Raw genomic sequence first — 16340 nt, 5'->3', positions numbered from 1 at the left:
ACACTGCCCCTATTCTACCGCCGCCCACTGACAATCCGGCAGTCCGCGAGGGCACCAAAAGCCCAGTACAGCAAGGGATTCGGCGCCCTGCGGCACCTGGCCGGGAGGCGACGGGCGGAACCCCGGGATATTCGAACAGGGAGGGCGGCGGACGGACGGACGGAGCACCGGGATCCCCCAACTCCCCCCGCGGTCCCGGCGCCTTGCGGCCTTGCCGAGACGCGGTGATCATCGCCGCGTACCGTGACCCCATGGAGATCTGGATCAACCCCGCCTGTTCGAAGTGCCGCAGCGCCGTCAAGCTCCTGGACGAGGAGGGCGCCTCGTACACGGTGCGGCGCTATCTGGAGGACGTGCCGAGCGAGGTGGAGATCCGGGCGGTTCTCGAGCGGCTCGGTCTCGAACCCTGGGACCTGCTGCGCACCCAGGAGGACGAGGCCCGGCAGCTCAACCTCAAGGACCGCACCGCCTGGCCCCGGGACGCCTCCGGCCGGGACCGCTGGATCGCCGCCCTGGCCGCCCACCCCCGGCTTATCCAGCGCCCGATCCTCACCGCCGACGACGGCAGCGCGGTGGTCGCCCGCTCACCGGAGGCCGTACGGGAGGCGCTGGGGCGCAAGTAGGGGCCCGGCCACGGCAGTTGAGCGCCGGGCGTCGGACCGGGGAGTGCTCGGCGGGCGCGGTAACACGGGGTTCATCCCCGGGCAACGGCCGGGAAACCGCCTGTTGACACCCTGCGGGCGTCTGCGCAGCGCCACGAGGGCTGCGGCACAGAAACCCGCGACGGAGGATGGGGCCCCGTGACGTTCAAGGCTGAGTACATCTGGATCGACGGCACCGAGCCCACGGCCAAGCTGCGCTCGAAGACGAAGATCCTCGCCGACGGGGACAGCCGCACCGAGCTGCCGGTCTGGGGCTTCGACGGCTCCAGCACCAACCAGGCCGAGGGGCACGCCTCCGACCGGGTGCTCAAGCCGGTCTTCGTCTGCCCCGACCCGATCCGCGGCGGTGCCGACCTGCTCGTGCTGTGCGAGGTCCTGAACACCGACCTGACCCCGCACTCCTCCAACACCCGGGCCGCCCTCGCCGAGGTGGCCGAGCGCTTCGCGGGGCAGGAGCCGGTGTTCGGCATCGAGCAGGAGTACACCTTCTTCGAGGGCGAGCGGCCGCTCGGCTTCCCGGTCGGCGGCTTCCCGGCGCCGCAGGGCGGCTACTACTGCGGGGTCGGCGCGGACGAGATCCACGGCCGCGCGGTCGTCGAGGCGCACCTGGAGAACTGCCTGACCGCCGGGCTCGGCATCTCCGGCATCAACGCCGAGGTCATGCCCGGCCAGTGGGAGTTCCAGGTGGGCCCGCTGGCCCCGCTGGAGGTCTCCGACCAGCTGTGGGTCGCCCGCTGGCTGCTCTACCGCACCGCCGAGGACTTCAAGGTCTCGGCCACCCTGGACCCGAAGCCGGTCAAGGGCGACTGGAACGGCGCCGGCGCGCACACCAACTTCTCCACCCGGGCGATGCGCGAGGGCTACGAGGCCGTCATCACCGCCTGCGAGTCCCTCGGCGAGGGCTCCAAGCCGCTGGACCACGTCAAGCACTACGGCGCCGGCATCGACGACCGCCTCACCGGCCTGCACGAGACCGCCCCCTGGAACGAGTACAGCTACGGCGTCTCCGACCGCGGCGCCTCGGTCCGCATCCCCTGGCAGGTCGAGCAGGACGGCAAGGGCTACATCGAGGACCGCCGCCCCAACGCCAACGTCGACCCGTACGTGGTCACCCGCCTCCTGGTGGACACCTGCTGCACGGCCCTGGAGAAGGCCGGACAGGTCTGAACCGGCCGCCGCCCAGGGCCACTTGACCGTCCCCCGGCCGCCGTCCGGGCCGGCCCGCCCGTCCCCGAGGGCGTCCGCGCGCACACTGCGCGGGCGCCCTCCGGCGTGCCCGCCGACCGGGCTCCCGGTACGCATCCGGGCCGAGCCCAGCCGCCCTCCGAAGCCCGCGCAATGGGGCCCAGCACCCATACTCTGCCCCGGCACCGCGTGCCAGGGTGGAACACATGCTCGACATCACTGCGGAGACGGAGAACTGGGCCTCGCCCGGGAGGGTTTCCGCGGAGCGCCTCCGCGAGATCGTCCGGTCGCTCGGCGGCGAGGACCGGTTCCTCGTCGTCCGCCGCCGCACGGAGGGTTCCGGCGCCTTCCTCCAGGTCTGGCACCAGCACGGCGCCCCCTTCGAGCTGGAGCACCGCACCGCCGCCGGGGCCCACCTGGGCGCCGATCTGCACGAGGCGGGGCGGGTGGCCGAGACCGTGGTGGGCTGGGCGCGCGCCGAGCCGGACTGGGACGCGGGGCTGGTCTGGGAGCCGATGGCGGTCGGCCCCGGGGTGGACGTCTCCGAGCTGCCGAAGGACGTACGGGCCGAAATCGAGGAGTACGTACGGGAGTTGCTGCGGGTGGGGTACGCCTCGCGGGATCAGCTCGCGGAGGCGGCCGAGCAGTGGCTCAGCGACGAGGACGAGCAGCCGGTCTCGGCGGCGCAGGCCCGGCAGCTGGTGGAGGCGCTCTGGCACGAGCGACACGCGCAGACCCGGCGCTGGCCCGAGGTGACCGATCCGGACCGGGTCAGCCGGGCCTTCGCGGAGCTGGACGCCGGGGGCCTGACCGCCCGGGAGAACTTCGCCTGCTGCCGCGACTGCGGACTCGGCGCCCTCGCGGAGGGGGGCGGCCCGGACCGCGGCTTCGTCTTCTTCGACCAGCAGTCGGCCGAGCACGCGGCGGCCGGGGGCGGACTCACCCTGTACTACGGGGCGTTCCGGCCGGGCTGGGCGCCGCGTGAGATAGGCCACGAGGTGGTGGCGGCGCTGGAGCGCGCGGGGCTGCGGGCGCAGTGGGACGGCGAGCTGGCCGACACCCTGCGCGTACCGGAACTGCACTGGCAGAAGCGGCCTCCGCACTGAGCGGAGCAAGGGGCGGCGCCGGGCGGTCGGCGGGCCCGGTTCCGTATCACCTGGCGAGACCGTATGTGAGAAGTCTGCTGCGAACACGTGTCGTCTGCTTCAATGGGCGCATGGCCAGCTATCAGATCACCGCGACGGGTCGCCACGACCTCGAGCCGTTCTGGCCTTCCCGTCAGCACCATGACTTCGACCGGGTGTGTTGCCGCGCGAGGAACGCGCAGGCCCTCTAAACCCGGTATCCCGGCGAACCCGGTCCCCCGGCCTTCGGCCAGCGCGCACGACACGTCCTTCGACGAATCCGGCGAATCCGACGCATACGTCGATGACCCCGACGAATCCGACGACTTCCGCGCGAAGAGAGCACATCATGGCTGACAGCCGCACTCTGTCCACCGCCGCCCGTCCCTCCACCGCCACGGCCGTGCCGCCCCGGCACCGCTTGCGTGCCGTGGACCGCGACGAGGTGGTGGACGTCTCCGAATTCCTGCCGCCCGGCGCCACCTGGCTGCCCGCGCCGCCGCACACGCTGCCCACCCTGCCGGGCCGCCCGCCGATGGTGGGCTACCTGGTGCTCGTCCCGGCCGACCAGCAGCAGCAGTTGCTGTCCGGGCAGCTCGCCGAGGCGGGTCTCCTGCAGCCCGCGCCGGTGGCCGACAAGGCGCCGCGGCCCGCTCCGGCGGCCGAGCCCGCCCCGGCGCCCGAGCGGGAGCAGAAGCCGGCCTCCCGGGGCAGCGAGGACCTCGTCCTCATCGACCCCGTGCAGCGCACGGCGGCCGTCGAGGGCGCACCGCTCGACCTGACCTACCTGGAGTTCGAGCTCCTCGCCCACCTGGTGGCCCACCCGCACCGGGTGCACACCCGCGACCAGCTGGTCACCACGGTGTGGGGGTACGGGCACGTGGGCGACGGCCGCACCGTCGACGTCCACATCGCCCGGCTGCGCCGCAAGCTCGGCGCCCGCCACCGCCAGATGATCCAGACGGTCCGCCGGGTCGGCTACAAGTACGCGCCCGCCACGCGCCGTTGAGCACGGCGGCGGCCGCCCCGGCGGGGTGGCCGCCGCCCGCGTGGTGCGGATTTCGCCTGGCGGCAGAATCCTTACCGCCCGCGGCCCGAACCGGGGCAGAGTCGGCGGCATGAGACTTCTGATTCTGGGCGGCACACAGTTCGCGGGGCGGGCGCTGGCCGAGGCGGCGCTCGCACGGTCCTGGGAGGTCACGGTCTTCCACCGCGGCCGCCACGAGGCACCGGCGGGCGTCCGCGTCCTGCACGGCGACCGCACCGCGCCCGGCGGCCTCGACGCGCTCGCGGACGGCGCCTGGGACGTGGCCGTGGACACCTGGTCGGCGGCCCCGGCCGCGGTCGACACGGCGGCGCGCGCCCTCGCGGGCCGGGTGGGGCGCTATGTCTACGTGTCGAGCTGCTCGGTCTACGCCTGGCCGCCGCCCGCCGGGTTCACCGAGGACGCCGCGCTGGTGGCGGCCGCCCCGGACGCCGAGTCCACCGACTACTCGGCCGACAAGCGCGGCGGCGAACTGGCCGCCCTCGCCGCCTTCGGCACCGGGGCCTCGCTCCTCGTGCGGGCCGGGCTGATCCTCGGCCCCTACGAGAACATCGGCCGCCTGCCGTACTGGCTGAACCGGATCGCCTCCGGCGGGCGGGTGCTCGCCCCGGGGCCGCGCGGGCTGCCGGTGCAGTACATCGACGTACGGGACCTCGCCGAGTGGATCCTGGACGCCGCGGAGCGGGGGCTCAGCGGCCCGTACAACCTGGTCGGCCCCCAAGGGCACGCCACCATCGGGGAGTTGCTCGACCACTGCCTGCGGGTCACCGGCTCGGCGGCCGAGCTGCGCTGGACCGATCCGGGGACCGTCCTCGCCGCGGGCATCGAGCCGTGGACCCAGCTGCCGGTGTGGGCGCCGCCGGACTCCGAGATCTACGACGCGCTGTTCCGGGTCGATGTCTCGGCGGCGCTCGCGGCGGGGCTGCGGGTGCGGCCGGTGGCCGAGACGGTGGCCGACACCTGGCGGTGGCTGTGCGCGGTGGGCGGCGAGGCGCCGGTGCGGCCGGACCGGCCGCCGGTCGGCCTCGACCCGGACGTCGAGCGCGAGGTGCTGGGGCAGTAGGGCGCGGCGGCCGGGGCCGACCGGCGCCCCCGCCCGGGCCCGCGCGCGGGCGCCCGGCCCCGCGCGGAGCGCCCTGCCCGCCACCACGCGCGGGCGCCCCACCCGGCCCCGCGCGCCCCTCGCCCCCGGCCGGGGGTGGTGCCAGCACCACCCCCGAGGCGGTGGCCACGGCCCGTGCGCACCCGCTCCTGGCCAGCGAGACTGTTCCTGTCCCGGTGACGGGATGCGGCGGGCAGCGGCCCGGCGCGGGCATGGGACGGACCGCCGCGGTGCGGGGCGAGTGGACGGAGCAGCGGGATGAAACTGGCGTACCGGCTGAGGGAGACGGGGGTCGCCGCGCTGCGGGGTCTCGTCCTCTCGGTGGTCTCCCTCGGCGGCTCGATCGTGCTCTTCGTGGCCTGCGTGCTCTCGCTCGCCTTCATCCCGCTGGGGATCGGCGCCTTCACTACGCCCTGGGCGGTACAGGGGCTGCGCCACTTCGCGAACTGGCGGCGGCTGTGGGCCGCCCAGTGGTGCGGGGTGCGCATCCCGGCGGGCCACCGGCCCTTCCCCGAGGATCTGCGGCCGGGTGTGATCGGGCAGCTGGAGCGCTGCCGCCTGGTGCTGCGGGACCCCGCCACCTGGCGTGAACTGCGCTGGCTGCCCTTCGACATGACGGTCGGCTTCCTCACCGCCGTCCTCACGGTGGGCCTCGCCGTCTACCCGCTTGAGGGCTTCGCCCTCGGTGCGGGCCTGTGGCGGGCCTTCACCGACGGCACCCGCACCGGCTACTGGTACGGCTTCGTGCCGATCGACGGGCAGGTCGCGGGGATCGAGGCCGCGCTGCTCGGCCTCGCCCTGCTGACCGCCGCGCTCTTCCTCTCCCCGCGCCTGCTCCTGCTGCACTTCCGGCTGACCGGCGCGGTCCTCGCCCCCGGCAAGGGCGAGTTGAGCGAGCGGGTACGGGTGCTCACCGAGACCCGGCGGGACGCGGTGGACACCTCCGCCGCCGAACTGCGCCGTATCGAGCGGGACTTGCACGACGGGGCACAGGCCAGGCTGGTCGCCGTCGGCATGGACCTCGGCACCATCGCGGCGCTGATGGACCACGACCCGGCGAAGGCCAAGCACCTCCTCCTGCAGGCCCGGCAGTCCTCCGCCGAGGCCCTCACCGAACTGCGCGACCTGGTACGCGGCATCCACCCCCCGGTGCTCGCCGAACGCGGACTCGGCGACGCGGTCCGCGCCCTGGCGCTGCGCCTCCCGGTGCCGAGCGAGGTGCACGTGGAGCTGCCGGGCCGCGCCCCCGAACCGGTCGAGTCCGCCGCCTACTTCGCGCTCAGCGAGGTCCTCACCAACGCGGTCAAGCACGCCGGGGCCGAGCGGATCTGGGTCGACCTCCGCCACGAGGGGGGCTCCCTGCGGATGTCGGTCACCGACAACGGCGGCGGCGGGGCGGTCGTCGGCGCGGGCAGCGGGCTCAGCGGGGTGGAGCGGCGGCTCGGTACATTCGACGGCGTACTCGCCGTCAGCTCCCCTGCGGGCGGTCCGACCATGGTGACGATGGAGATCCCGTGCGCGTTGTCCTAGCCGAAGACCTCTTCCTGCTGCGGGACGGCCTGGTGCGGATGCTGGAGGCCTTCGGCTTCGAGGTGGCGGCGGCCGTCGAGTCCGGACCCGAACTGACGCGGGCGCTCGCCGAGTTGAAGCCGGACGTGGCCGTGGTCGACGTACGGCTGCCGCCCTCGCACACCGACGAGGGCCTGCAGTGCGCCCTCGCCGCCCGCCGCGCCCGGCCCGGGCTGCCGGTGCTCGTCCTGTCCCAGCACGTGGAGCAGCTCTACGCGCGCGAACTGCTCGCGGACGGCAACGGCGGTGTCGGCTACCTGCTCAAGGACCGGGTCTTCGACGCCGAGCAGTTCATCGACGCGGTACGCCGGGTCGCGGACGGCGGCACCGCGATGGACCCGCAGGTCATCTCGCAGCTCCTTTCCCGCAGTTCGGCCCAGCGGCCGCTGGAGGCGCTCACCCCCCGCGAGCGCGAGGTCCTCGAACTCATGGCGGAGGGCCGCTCCAACGCGGCGATCGCGCAGAAGCTGGTGGTCACCGAGCGGGCCATCGCCAAGCACACCTCCAACATCTTCCAGAAGCTGGACCTGCCGGTCTCCGACGACGACAACCGCCGGGTGCTCGCCGTCCTCGCCTTCCTGGACCAGGAGCGCTGACCGGCCCGTCAACTGCCCTCCCCGGCAATGGAGTTGACTTGCTGTCACCTTTCGTGACGGACAGCGACAAGGTGACCCGGGCGGTTTTCGCTCGTTCTGCTGAACGTGCAGTCACAGGATGTCGCCCCCCGCCAGGAAGCAGCCGCGGTCGGCCAGCCGGTCGACGTCGAGCAGGCGCAGGCCGCCCTCGTCGAGCACTATCCGCGGCTGGTGCGGCTGGCCTATCTGGTGCTGCCGCCGGGCCTCGGCCGGGGCCGCCGGGTCCTGCTCGCGCACGGGCTCGCCCAGCGGGCGCTGCCGCGCGGCCGGGGCCGCGAGGGTGCCGCCCGGCAGGACCGGGTGCCGGACCAGCGCGGACCCAAGGGCGCCGACCCCGGCTACGCCTTCGTCCGGCTCCGGGTGCTGCGCACCGCCCTGCGGGCCGCCGCCCCGCGCCGCCGCCTGGCCCCGCCCCGGCAGCTCAGGACCCTGCCCCTGGTGTGGGGGCTGCGGCTCTTCCCGCGCTCCGGCGGGCCCGAGGAGATCGCCCTCGACCAGCAGCTCGCCCAGCTCTCCGGGCCCGCCCGGGCCGCCTTCGCGCTGCGCGGCCTGGAGGAGCTGAGCGAGGCCGAGGCCGCCGGGCTCCTCGCCGCCGCGGGGGCCGAGGAGCCGGGCCGGGCCCTCGCCGAGGCCGCCCGGGTCACCGTGCCGGGCGTCCGGGGCGCCGCCGCCGTGCTCGGCTCCCCCGGCTTCGACCCCTGCTCGCTCCAGGCCCGCCCCACCGACGTACTGCGGCGCAGGCAGCACCTCAAGGCGGTGCTCGCGGGGGCGGCGGCCCTGCTCGCCTGCGGGGCGCTGCTCGGCCTGCCCGGCGAGGGCTGGGGCCCGGACGGGCCCGCCGCGCCCCCGTACGCGAAGAACCCGGCGGCCGAGGCCGCGCTCGACCCGGCGCGGCTGCTGCGAGCCGCCCCCGGGGAGTGGCGTACCTCCTCGCGCGAGGACTTCTCGGTCTGGCCCGCCCGGGGTGGACTCCGCGCGGACCAGGGGCTGTTGCGCCGGGCGCTGGCCGTGTGGGCGCGGCCCGGCGGTTCGGTGCGGGTCTCCGCGACCCCGGGCACGCCCTCGGGGGCGCCGCCCGGACCGCCCCGCCTCCTGTTCGCCGCCGAGGTGGACGGCGCCCGGGTGGTCCTCTTCCACGACGGGCTGCGCATCGTGCGGTACGCGGAACCGGCGGACGGCAGCGGCGGCGCGGCGCTCGACTTCGCGGCCGTGGGCGGGGCCGAGGGCGGGACGGCGCTGGCCGTGGTGGCGGGCAGGTCCGACGGCAACGTCCGCTATCTGACGGCGCCTTGGGCGGACCGGGTCCGGGTGCGCGATCTGCGCACCCCGGAGGCCGCGCCCACCGTCCTGCCCCGCTCGGCCGAGGGCGTCACCGATCCGGTGCCGCAGGGCGCGGCCACCCGCGACTGCGGCTCCTGGAACGCCCTCCAGGTGCGCGACCGGGCGTCCGGTGCGGACCGCCTCCTCACCGACCTCGGCGAGCTGACCCCCGCCCGGCTGACCTACGGCCCGCCCGGCGGCCCCGCGGCGGCCGACGACGACCCCGAGGCGCTCAACTCCTGGGCGGCCGGGGCCTGTTCCCTCACCGAGGCGCGCTCGCACGGGGTGCGGACGGTCAACTCCTGGCGGTACGCGGCCCAGCAGCTGCCCGAGGCCGGGGGCACCGCGCGCTGGCTGTGCGCCCGGGCCGAGACCTGGCGCGGGACCGGCAGCCGGACCTTCGCGCAGTTCTGGGCGCCGGGCCGGGAGTCGGTGGCGGTGACCGCGAAGGCCGAGGACGCGGCGGCCTGCGGTCCGCGCCGGCCGCGGGTGCTCGCCGGGGTGCTCTGGAAGTCCGAGGCGGGCAACTGGTACCTGCTCGCCGCGGGCAGCGCGGACGTCACCTCGGTGCGCGCGGCGGGCGGGGTCACGGGCCGCGGCGCCGGCAACCTCCTCGCGCTGCCCGCCAGCCAAGGGGCGCGCGCGAAGATCACCGGCCGGCTCGCCGACGGCAGCAGCCTCGCTCCCCTCAAGTGAGCCGATTCCGGGGGGAGTTCAGCCACGGAACCTCAGCGCTGGGTCCACCACACCGTGACGTCGGCGGGGATCTCGGCGAGGCCGTCCGCGACGGCGATCTCACTGCCGTCGCTGGTCAGCAGCACCTCGCCCTCGGCGGGGACCCGTACCGGCGCGCCCGTGGTGTTGGCCGTGCAGACGAAGGCCTCCCGCGGTCCGGCGAGGCGGCGGAAGATCAGCACGCCCGCGGGTGACTCCAGCCACTGCACGGAGTCGCCCGCGCCGAGCGCCGGGTGCTCCTTGCGGAGCCTGAGGGCCGTCCGGTACAGCTCCAGGGTCGAGCCGGGCACGCCGTTCTGCGCCTGGACGCTGAACTTCCCCCAGTCCGAGGGCTGCGGCAGCCAGCCCGCCCCGGCCCCGAATCCGTACGAGGGCCCGTCCACCGTCCAGGGCAGCGGGACCCGGCAGCCGTCGCGGAAGCCCTCCTGCCCGTCCGCCCGGAAGAAGGAGGGGTCCTGGCGCGCCTCGTCGGGCAGGTCCACCACATCGGGAAGCCCCAGCTCCTCGCCCTGGTAGACGTACGCCGAGCCGGGCAGCGCCAGCATCAGGAGCGAGGCGGCCCGGGCCCGCCGGAAGCCCAGCTCCACATCGCCGGCGGTCCTCAACTGCACGCCGAGGCCTGGGGGGTTGGCGTAGCGGGTGGAGTGCCGGGTGACGTCGTGGTTGGAGAGCACCCAGGTGGTGGTGGCGCCGACCGGGCGCATCGAGCCGAGCGAGAGGTCGATGATCTCGCGCAGCTCGGCGGCGTCCCAATAGGTCGTCAGATACTGGAAGTTGAAGGCCTGGTGCATCTCGTCGGGCCGCACGTACAGGGCGGTCCGCTCGACGGAGGGCGTCCAGGCCTCGGCGACCAGGACGCGGTCCCCCGAGTACTCCTCCAGGATCCGGCGCCAGCCCCGGTAGATCTCGTGCACGCCCTCCTGGTCGAAGAAGGGCATCGGCTTGTTGCCGAGCATGGAGACCTGGTCCTTGCTGCCCACGTCGGGCAGCCCGTGCGCCTTGACGAGTCCGTGCGCGACATCGACCCGGAAGCCGTCCACGCCGATGTCCAGCCAGAACCGCAGCACGGTGCGGAACTCGTCGGCCACGGCGGGGTGTTCCCAGTTGAAGTCGGGCTGCTCGGCGGCGAAGAGGTGCAGATACCACTGCCCGTCGGGCACCCGGCTCCAGGCGGAGCCGCCGAAGACGGACTCCCAGTCGTTGGGTGGCAGTTCACCGTCGCGGCCGCGTCCGTCGCGGAACCAGTAGCGCTCCCGCATCGGGGATCCGGGCCCCTCCTCCAGGGCGCGGCGGAACCAGTCGTGCTTGTCGGAGGAGTGGTTGGGCACCAGGTCGACGATGACCCGCAGGCCCAGTTCGTGGGAGCGGCGCACCAGGGCGTCGGCGTCCCTCAGGCTGCCGAACATCGGGTCGACGGTGCGGTAGTCGGCGACGTCGTATCCGGCGTCGGCCTGCGGGGAGGCGTAGAAGGGGCTCAGCCACACGGCGTCCACCCCGAGATCGCGCAGATAGCCGAGGCGGGCGCGGATGCCTTCGAGGTCTCCCATGCCGTCGGCGTTGCTGTCGGCGAAGCTGCGCGGATAGATCTGGTAGATCACCGCGTCCCGCCACCAGCCGTGGCGGAGCGTGCTGTTCGTGGCGGACTGCGACCGGTCGGCTGAATGCTTGCTCATGACGTCCTTGAGTACGTAAGGGCGGGCAACAAGGCGATGCGGGCGCCGGGCCGGACTCTTTTCAGCCGCCGCGCCGGGGCGGGGCGGACCGGCTCTCAGGCCCCAGCATGCCGCGCCCGCCACATCGGCACCACCGGACGCCCGCCCGGCGCCCGGCACCCCGGCGGCGGGCGCGGGGCGCGGCCGCACCCGGGCGGCGGGATCCGGCTCGTCCCCAGGGTGCAGCGGATGCCCCGCAAACCCGACCAAGGGATGATCGTCCCCTGCTGGGGTTTCTGGCAGACTTTGTCCCGTGGGTGTGAGGAGTGTGGACACACTGGAAGGCCGCCGCGGCGCCTCTGCTTCACCCCCCGCGGAGCCCTCGGGCCGCGCCGGGAGAGGCCGCGCCGAGCTGCCCGGCCTGCTGCGCCGGGCCCGTGCCCCGCGCGCCCCCCGGCTGTGGTTCGAGGTCCTGCTGATCGGTGTCAGTTACTGGACGTATTCGTTCGTCCGCAACGCGGTACCCGAGCGGCGGGGCCAGGCCTTGGCCAACGCCGACTGGCTGTGGCGCCTGGAGCAGGGCCTCGGCACCGGATTCGAGCACGCCGCGAACCGGGCGGCGGACTCGGTGACCTGGCTGGTCGTGGGCATGAACTACTACTACGCGACCTTGCACTTCGTGGTCACGCTCGGTGTCCTCGTCTGGCTCTACCGGCGCCATCCGGGCCGCTACGCCGCCACCCGCCTGGTCCTGTTCTTCACCACCGCCGTGGCCCTGGTCGGTTACTACGTGTATCCGCTCGCCCCTCCCCGGCTGCTCCCCGGCGAGGGCTTCGTCGACACCGTCCTCGTGCACGACACCTGGGGTTCGATGGCCTCCGGCGATCTGAAGACGGTCTCCAACCAGTACGCGGCGATGCCCTCCATGCACATCGGCTGGTCGCTCTGGTGCGGGCTGACGATCTTCGCGCTGGCCAGGGCGCCGTGGGCGAGGATCCTCGGGCTGCTCTACCCGGTGGCCACCCTGATCGTCATCGTGGCCACCGCCAACCACTTCTGGCTGGACGCCGTCGGCGGCATCCTCTGCCTCGCCTTCGGCTTCGCCGTGGCCCGCCTCTGGTACGGGTCGCTGCCCTACGCCCTGCCGCGGCAGGTGGAGCGGGGCCGGGCGAGAACGCGGGCCACGCCGGTCCCGGGCGCCGCGGGAGCCGTGGCGGCGTCGGCCTCCACCCCGCAGCAGGGCGCCTCCACCCGGCACCCCCGGGGAGCCTCCACCCGGCGGACGAGCGGCGCGGTGGAGCCCGTACGGCGCCATGTGCCCGAGGACTGGACCGGGCGCCCGGCACCGCCCGAGGGGCCGGGCCCGTCGCCCGCGCCGGAGCGCTCGGCCGCGCCGCCGCCGGTCGGCGAGCCGCCTCAGGCCCCGTAGAACCGCTCCTCCACCACCGCGCGGGCCCGGCGGGTGATCCGGCGGTAGTCCTCCAGGAGGTCGCCGACATGCCCGGGGCCGTAGCCGAAGTAGCGGCCGACCGCGGCCAGCTCCCGGCTGTCGGAGGGGAAGGTGTCGCCGGCCCGGCCGCGGACCAGCATCACGGCGTTGCGCACCCGGGCGGCGAGCACCCAGGCCTCGTCGAGGATCTGCGCCTCCTCGGTCGCGAGGAGCCCGGCGGCGTGCGCGGCGGCCAGCGCCTCGCGGGTGCGGGTGGTGCGCAGCCCCGGCTCCTCCCAGGCGTGCTGGAGCTGGAGCAGCTGCACGGTCCACTCGACGTCGGAGAGCCCGCCCCGGCCGAGCTTGGTGTGCAGGGTGGGATCGGAGCCGCGCGGCATCCGCTCGGACTCCATCCGGGCCTTGAGCCGCCGGATCTCGCGTACCGCGTCGTCGCCGAGCCCCTCGACCGGGTAGCGCAGCGGGTCGATCAGCTCGACGAACCCGGCGGCGAGGTCCGGGTCGCCCGCGACCGGCTCGGCGCGCAGCAGCGCCTGCGCCTCCCAGACCAGGGACCAGCGGCGGTAGTAGGCCGCGTAGGAGGCGAGGGTGCGCACCAGGGGCCCGGAGCGGCCCTCCGGGCGCAGGTCGGCGTCGATCAGCAGCGGCGGGTCGGAGCTGGGCAGCTGGAGCAGCCTGCGCATCTCGGCGACGACCTGGTTCGCGGCCTGCGCGGCCTCGTGCTCGTCCACGCCCTCGCGGGGCTCGTGCACGAAGAGCACGTCCGCGTCGGAGCCGTAGCCCAGCTCGTGGCCGCCGAAGCGGCCCATGCCGATGACGGCGAAGCGGGTGGGCAGGGTTTCGCCCCAGCCCTCGCGGACCACCGCGCGCAGGGTCCCGGCGAGGGTGGCGGCGGTGATGTCGCTGACCGCGCCGCCGGTCCGGTCCATCAGGGCGCCGGGGTCGAGCGCGGCGGGGCTCTCCTCGGTGCCGTAGGAGGCGACGATGTCGGCGGCGGTGGTGCGGAAGAGTTCGCGGCGCCGCACGGCCCGGGCGGCGGCGACCGCCTGCTCGCCGTTCGCGGCGCGGGAGACGGCGGCGAGGACCTCCTGTTCGAGGGCGCCGCGCTCGCGGGGGTCGAGGGCCTCGGTGCCGAGCAGGTTGACCGCCTCGGGGGCGCGCATCAGGAGGTCGGGGGCGAGCCGCCCGGCGGAGAGCACCCGGGCGAGGTTCTCGGCCACGGTGCCCTCGTCGCGGAGCAGCCGCAGGTACCAGGGGGTCTGGCCGAGGGCGTCGGAGACCTTGCGGAAGCCGAGCAGGCCCGCGTCCGGGTCGGCGGAGTCGGCGAACCAGCCGAGCAGCACCGGCAGCAGGGTGCGCTGGATGGCGGCCTTGCGGCTGACGCCGGAGGCGAGCGCCTCCAGGTGGCGCAGGGCGGAGGCGGGGTCGGCGTAGCCGAGGGCGACCAGGCGTTCGCGGGCCGCCTCCGCGCTCAACCGGGCCTCGGTGGGCGCGAGTTGGGCGACGGCGTCGAGCAGCGGCTGGTAGAAGAGCTTCTCGTGCAGTCGGCGCACCACGGAGTTGTGGCGGCGCCAGGCGCGGTTCAGCTCGGTGATCGGCTCCCGGCGCAGGCCCAGTGAGCGCCCGATGCGGCGCAGGTCGGCGTCGTCCTCGGGCAGCAGGTGGGTGCGCCGCAACTTGTAGAGCTGGATGCGGTGTTCGAGGGTGCGCAGGAAGCGGTAGGCGTCGTCGAGCTGGGTGGCGTCGACCCGGCCCACGTATCCCCCGGCGGCGAGTGCCTGGAGCGCGTCGAGGGTGGTGCCGCTGCGCAGCGAGCGGTCCGAGCGGCCGTGCACCAACTGCAGGAGCTGGACGGCGAATTCGACGTCCCGCAGCCCGCCGGGGCCGAGCTTGAGTTCGCGGTCGAGTTCGGCGGCGGGGATGTTGTCGACGACCCGGCGGCGCATCTTCTGCACGTCGGGGACGAAGTTCTCGCGCTCCGCGGCCCCCCAGACCAGCGGGGCGAGGGTCTCGACGTACTCCGCGCCGAGCTCCGCGTCCCCGGCGACCGGGCGGGCCTTCAACAGGGCCTGGAACTCCCAGGTCTTGGCCCAGCGCTGGTAGTAGGCGAGGTGGCTGCTGAGGGTGCGGACCAGGGGGCCGTTGCGGCCCTCGGGGCGCAGATTGGCGTCGACCGGCCAGATGCTGCCCTCGACGGTGGTCTCGGAGCAGATCCGCATCAGATGCGAGGCGAGCCGGGTGGCGGCCTGCACGGCCTTGCCCTCGTCGGCGCCCTCCCGGGGCTCGCCGACGAAGATGACGTCCACGTCCGAGACGTAGTTCAGTTCGTGGCCGCCGCACTTGCCCATCGCGACGACCGCGAGCCGGCAGAGCCGGTCGTCCTCGGGGGCGGCCAGCCGCGCCATCGCGAGGGCCGCGCGCAGGGTGGCGGTGGCCAGGTCGGCGAGTTCGGCGGCGGTCTGGTCGACCTGGGTGGTGCCGCAGACGTCGCGGGCGGCGATGGAGAGCAGGCAGCGCCGGTAGGCGACGCGCAGCGCGACCGGGTCGCGGGCCTCGGCGAGCCCGCGCTCGAACTCCTCCACCCCCGGGTGGAGATCCTGCGGCTCGTAGGTGACCAGGGCCTGCCAGTCGCCGGGGTGGCGGGCGAGGTGGTCGGCGAGGGCCTCGGAGGAGCCGAGCACCCCGAGCAGCCGGTCCCGCAGCGGCTTCGCGGCGATCAGGGTGTCCAGCAGCTCCTGGCGAGCGGTGTCCTCGGGCTGCGCCTCGACGAGGCGGACGAGGCCGAGCAGCGCGAGGTCGGGGTCGGCGGCCTGGCCGAGGGCGTCCAGCATCACCGGGTCGGTGCGTACGGCGTCCATGGCCTCGTCGGCGAGGAGGCGCTCGGCCGCCGAGGGGTCGGTGAACCCGTGCCGGAGCAGTCGTGTGAACAGACTGCTCCGTCGCCCCTGCGGCACCGACATCCCACGGCCTCCTGTCCAGGCGGTTCTTCCTTCCGTGAGCTTAGAGCCTTTCGTTCGGACGGGTCCGGGGGCGGGAGCGGCCCGGCACCGATGACTTCCGCCGCCGCGCGCGGTCACCCCTGGAGAGGAAGCATGGCGCCCGGCAGGTCCGCCGCGTCATGGGCGCACGGAAGCGGGAGAGAGGGAGCACCGTATGTCCAGCAAGGAAACCGAGAGCCCCGAGGGCAGCATCGACCCCCGGTACAGCAGTCCCGGTGCCCGCGCGGCCGACTGGTCCGGGGCGAGGGAGCGGGTGGAGCGGGCGGAGCTGTTCTGGCTGTCCACGGTGCGCCCGGACGGGCGCCCGCACGTCACCCCGCTGATCGCCGTCTGGTACGAGGGCGCGCTGCACTTCAGCACCGGTGTGGAGGAGCGCAAGGCGCACAATCTCGCCGCCAACCCCGAGGTGGTGCTGACCACCGGCACCAACACCTGGGCCGAGGGCTACGACGTGGTGGTCGAGGGCACCGCGGTACGGGTGCGCGAGCCCGGGCGGCTGCGCGCGCTGGCCCGGGCCTGGGAGGAGAAGTACGGCCCCGTCTGGCACTTCGAGGTCCACGAGGACGGCGGCTTCCGGGCGCTGCACGGCATGGCCGAGGTCTACGCCGTCGCCCCGCGGACCGCGTTCGGCTTCGGCAAGGGCGAGACCTTCAGCCAGACCCGGTGGCGCTTCCCGGCGGGCTGAGGAGCGGGCGGTCCGCCTCTCCCCCGGCAGCCCCCTCGGGCATCCCCTCGGCGTCCCCTTCGGCGGAGCGGGCGCCACTCGGGCCCCCGATCCGCCGATGCGGGCAGCGGGCCGGACGGCCCCGCTCCGGGCGGGGCGCGCGCCCCATCCGGAGGCCGTCCGTCCACGCAGGTCACGGCG

Annotated in this window: 11 protein-coding genes and 1 pseudogene; 10 read left to right on the top strand and 2 right to left on the bottom strand. The window is 74.8% G+C overall.

All coding sequences use genetic code 11. The annotated features are described in order from the left end of the window. Positions 1-251: 251 nt before the first annotated feature. From MID12_RS25320 to MID12_RS25285, 8 genes are all read left to right on the top strand, one after another. Positions 252-623, top strand: coding sequence for an arsenate reductase family protein (locus MID12_RS25320; RefSeq protein WP_263170925.1), 372 nt, complete (start codon positions 252-254; stop codon positions 621-623). A 177-nt stretch (positions 624-800) separates the two neighbouring features. Continuing rightward, positions 801-1829, top strand: coding sequence for a glutamine synthetase (gene glnII, locus MID12_RS25315; RefSeq protein WP_040254208.1), 1029 nt, complete (start codon positions 801-803; stop codon positions 1827-1829). Between the two features lie 224 nt (positions 1830-2053). Beyond that, the gene (locus tag MID12_RS25310) at positions 2054-2953 is read left to right on the top strand and encodes a DUF6891 domain-containing protein (protein ID WP_040254204.1); all 900 of its coding nucleotides are present in this window, start codon (positions 2054-2056) and stop codon (positions 2951-2953) included. Positions 2954-3320: 367 nt separating this feature from the next. Further along, a complete protein-coding gene (locus MID12_RS25305; protein WP_263170924.1) occupies positions 3321-3980 on the top strand; it encodes a winged helix-turn-helix domain-containing protein in 660 nt (219 codons plus the stop codon). 109 nt (positions 3981-4089) lie between these two features. Further along, positions 4090-5079, top strand: coding sequence for an NAD-dependent epimerase/dehydratase family protein (locus tag MID12_RS25300; RefSeq protein WP_263170923.1), 990 nt, complete (start codon positions 4090-4092; stop codon positions 5077-5079). A 297-nt stretch (positions 5080-5376) separates the two neighbouring features. Beyond that, positions 5377-6648 carry a sensor histidine kinase gene (locus tag MID12_RS25295; protein WP_040254199.1) on the top strand — a complete coding sequence of 424 codons (1272 nt, stop codon included), beginning with the start codon at positions 5377-5379 and terminating at the stop codon, positions 6646-6648. Continuing rightward, a complete protein-coding gene (locus MID12_RS25290; RefSeq protein WP_040254197.1) occupies positions 6633-7283 on the top strand; it encodes a LuxR C-terminal-related transcriptional regulator in 651 nt (216 codons plus the stop codon). Before MID12_RS25295 ends, MID12_RS25290 begins: the two co-directional genes overlap by 16 nt. Before the next feature lie 105 nt (positions 7284-7388). Further along, complete coding sequence (locus tag MID12_RS25285; RefSeq protein WP_040254195.1) at positions 7389-9338, top strand: hypothetical protein; 1950 nt, start codon at positions 7389-7391, stop codon at positions 9336-9338. 32 nt (positions 9339-9370) lie between these two features. On the opposite strand, the gene MID12_RS25280 is transcribed toward MID12_RS25285, so the two are convergent. After that, the gene (locus MID12_RS25280; RefSeq protein ID WP_040254193.1) at positions 9371-11050 is read right to left on the bottom strand and encodes a glycoside hydrolase family 13 protein; all 1680 of its coding nucleotides are present in this window, start codon (positions 11048-11050) and stop codon (positions 9371-9373) included. A 292-nt stretch (positions 11051-11342) separates the two neighbouring features. Here MID12_RS25280 and MID12_RS25275 point away from each other — a divergent pair. Continuing rightward, positions 11343-12203 (top strand): annotated as a pseudogene (locus MID12_RS25275) (phosphatase PAP2 family protein); the annotation flags it as partial. Between the two features lie 242 nt (positions 12204-12445). On the opposite strand, the gene MID12_RS25270 reads toward MID12_RS25275, so the two are convergent. Then, positions 12446-15436, bottom strand: coding sequence for a bifunctional [glutamine synthetase] adenylyltransferase/[glutamine synthetase]-adenylyl-L-tyrosine phosphorylase (locus MID12_RS25270; protein WP_263170922.1), 2991 nt, complete (start codon positions 15434-15436; stop codon positions 12446-12448). 193 nt (positions 15437-15629) lie between these two features. Between MID12_RS25270 and MID12_RS25265 the strand changes: the two genes are divergently transcribed. Further along, entirely contained in the window at positions 15630-16160 is a 531-nt protein-coding gene (locus MID12_RS25265; RefSeq protein ID WP_263170921.1) for a pyridoxamine 5'-phosphate oxidase family protein, read from the top strand. Positions 16161-16340 lie beyond the last annotated feature (180 nt).

Origin of the sequence: Streptomyces sp. SCSIO ZS0520 (assembly GCF_025643355.1) — a bacterium.
In the GTDB taxonomy this organism is placed as follows: Bacteria; Actinomycetota; Actinomycetes; order Streptomycetales; family Streptomycetaceae; genus Streptomyces; species Streptomyces physcomitrii.
The sequence above is the reverse complement of the archived record's forward strand: the minus strand, read 5'-3'. Positions and strand labels throughout refer to the sequence as shown.

Bases quoted from the DNA above. Each gene is read 5' to 3' on its own strand.
- MID12_RS25320 (WP_263170925.1), top strand. From the start codon at position 252: ATGGAGATCTGGATCAACCCCGCCTGTTCGAAGTGCCGCAGCGCCGTC.
- MID12_RS25310 (WP_040254204.1), top strand. From the start codon at position 2,054: ATGCTCGACATCACTGCGGAGACGGAGAACTGGGCCTCGCCCGGGAGG.
- MID12_RS25305 (WP_263170924.1), top strand. From the start codon at position 3,321: ATGGCTGACAGCCGCACTCTGTCCACCGCCGCCCGTCCCTCCACCGCC.
- MID12_RS25300 (WP_263170923.1), top strand. From the start codon at position 4,090: ATGAGACTTCTGATTCTGGGCGGCACACAGTTCGCGGGGCGGGCGCTG.
- MID12_RS25295 (WP_040254199.1), top strand. From the start codon at position 5,377: ATGAAACTGGCGTACCGGCTGAGGGAGACGGGGGTCGCCGCGCTGCGG.
- MID12_RS25280 (WP_040254193.1), bottom strand. From the start codon at position 11,050: ATGAGCAAGCATTCAGCCGACCGGTCGCAGTCCGCCACGAACAGCACG.
- MID12_RS25270 (WP_263170922.1), bottom strand. From the start codon at position 15,436: ATGTCGGTGCCGCAGGGGCGACGGAGCAGTCTGTTCACACGACTGCTC.
- MID12_RS25265 (WP_263170921.1), top strand. From the start codon at position 15,630: ATGTCCAGCAAGGAAACCGAGAGCCCCGAGGGCAGCATCGACCCCCGG.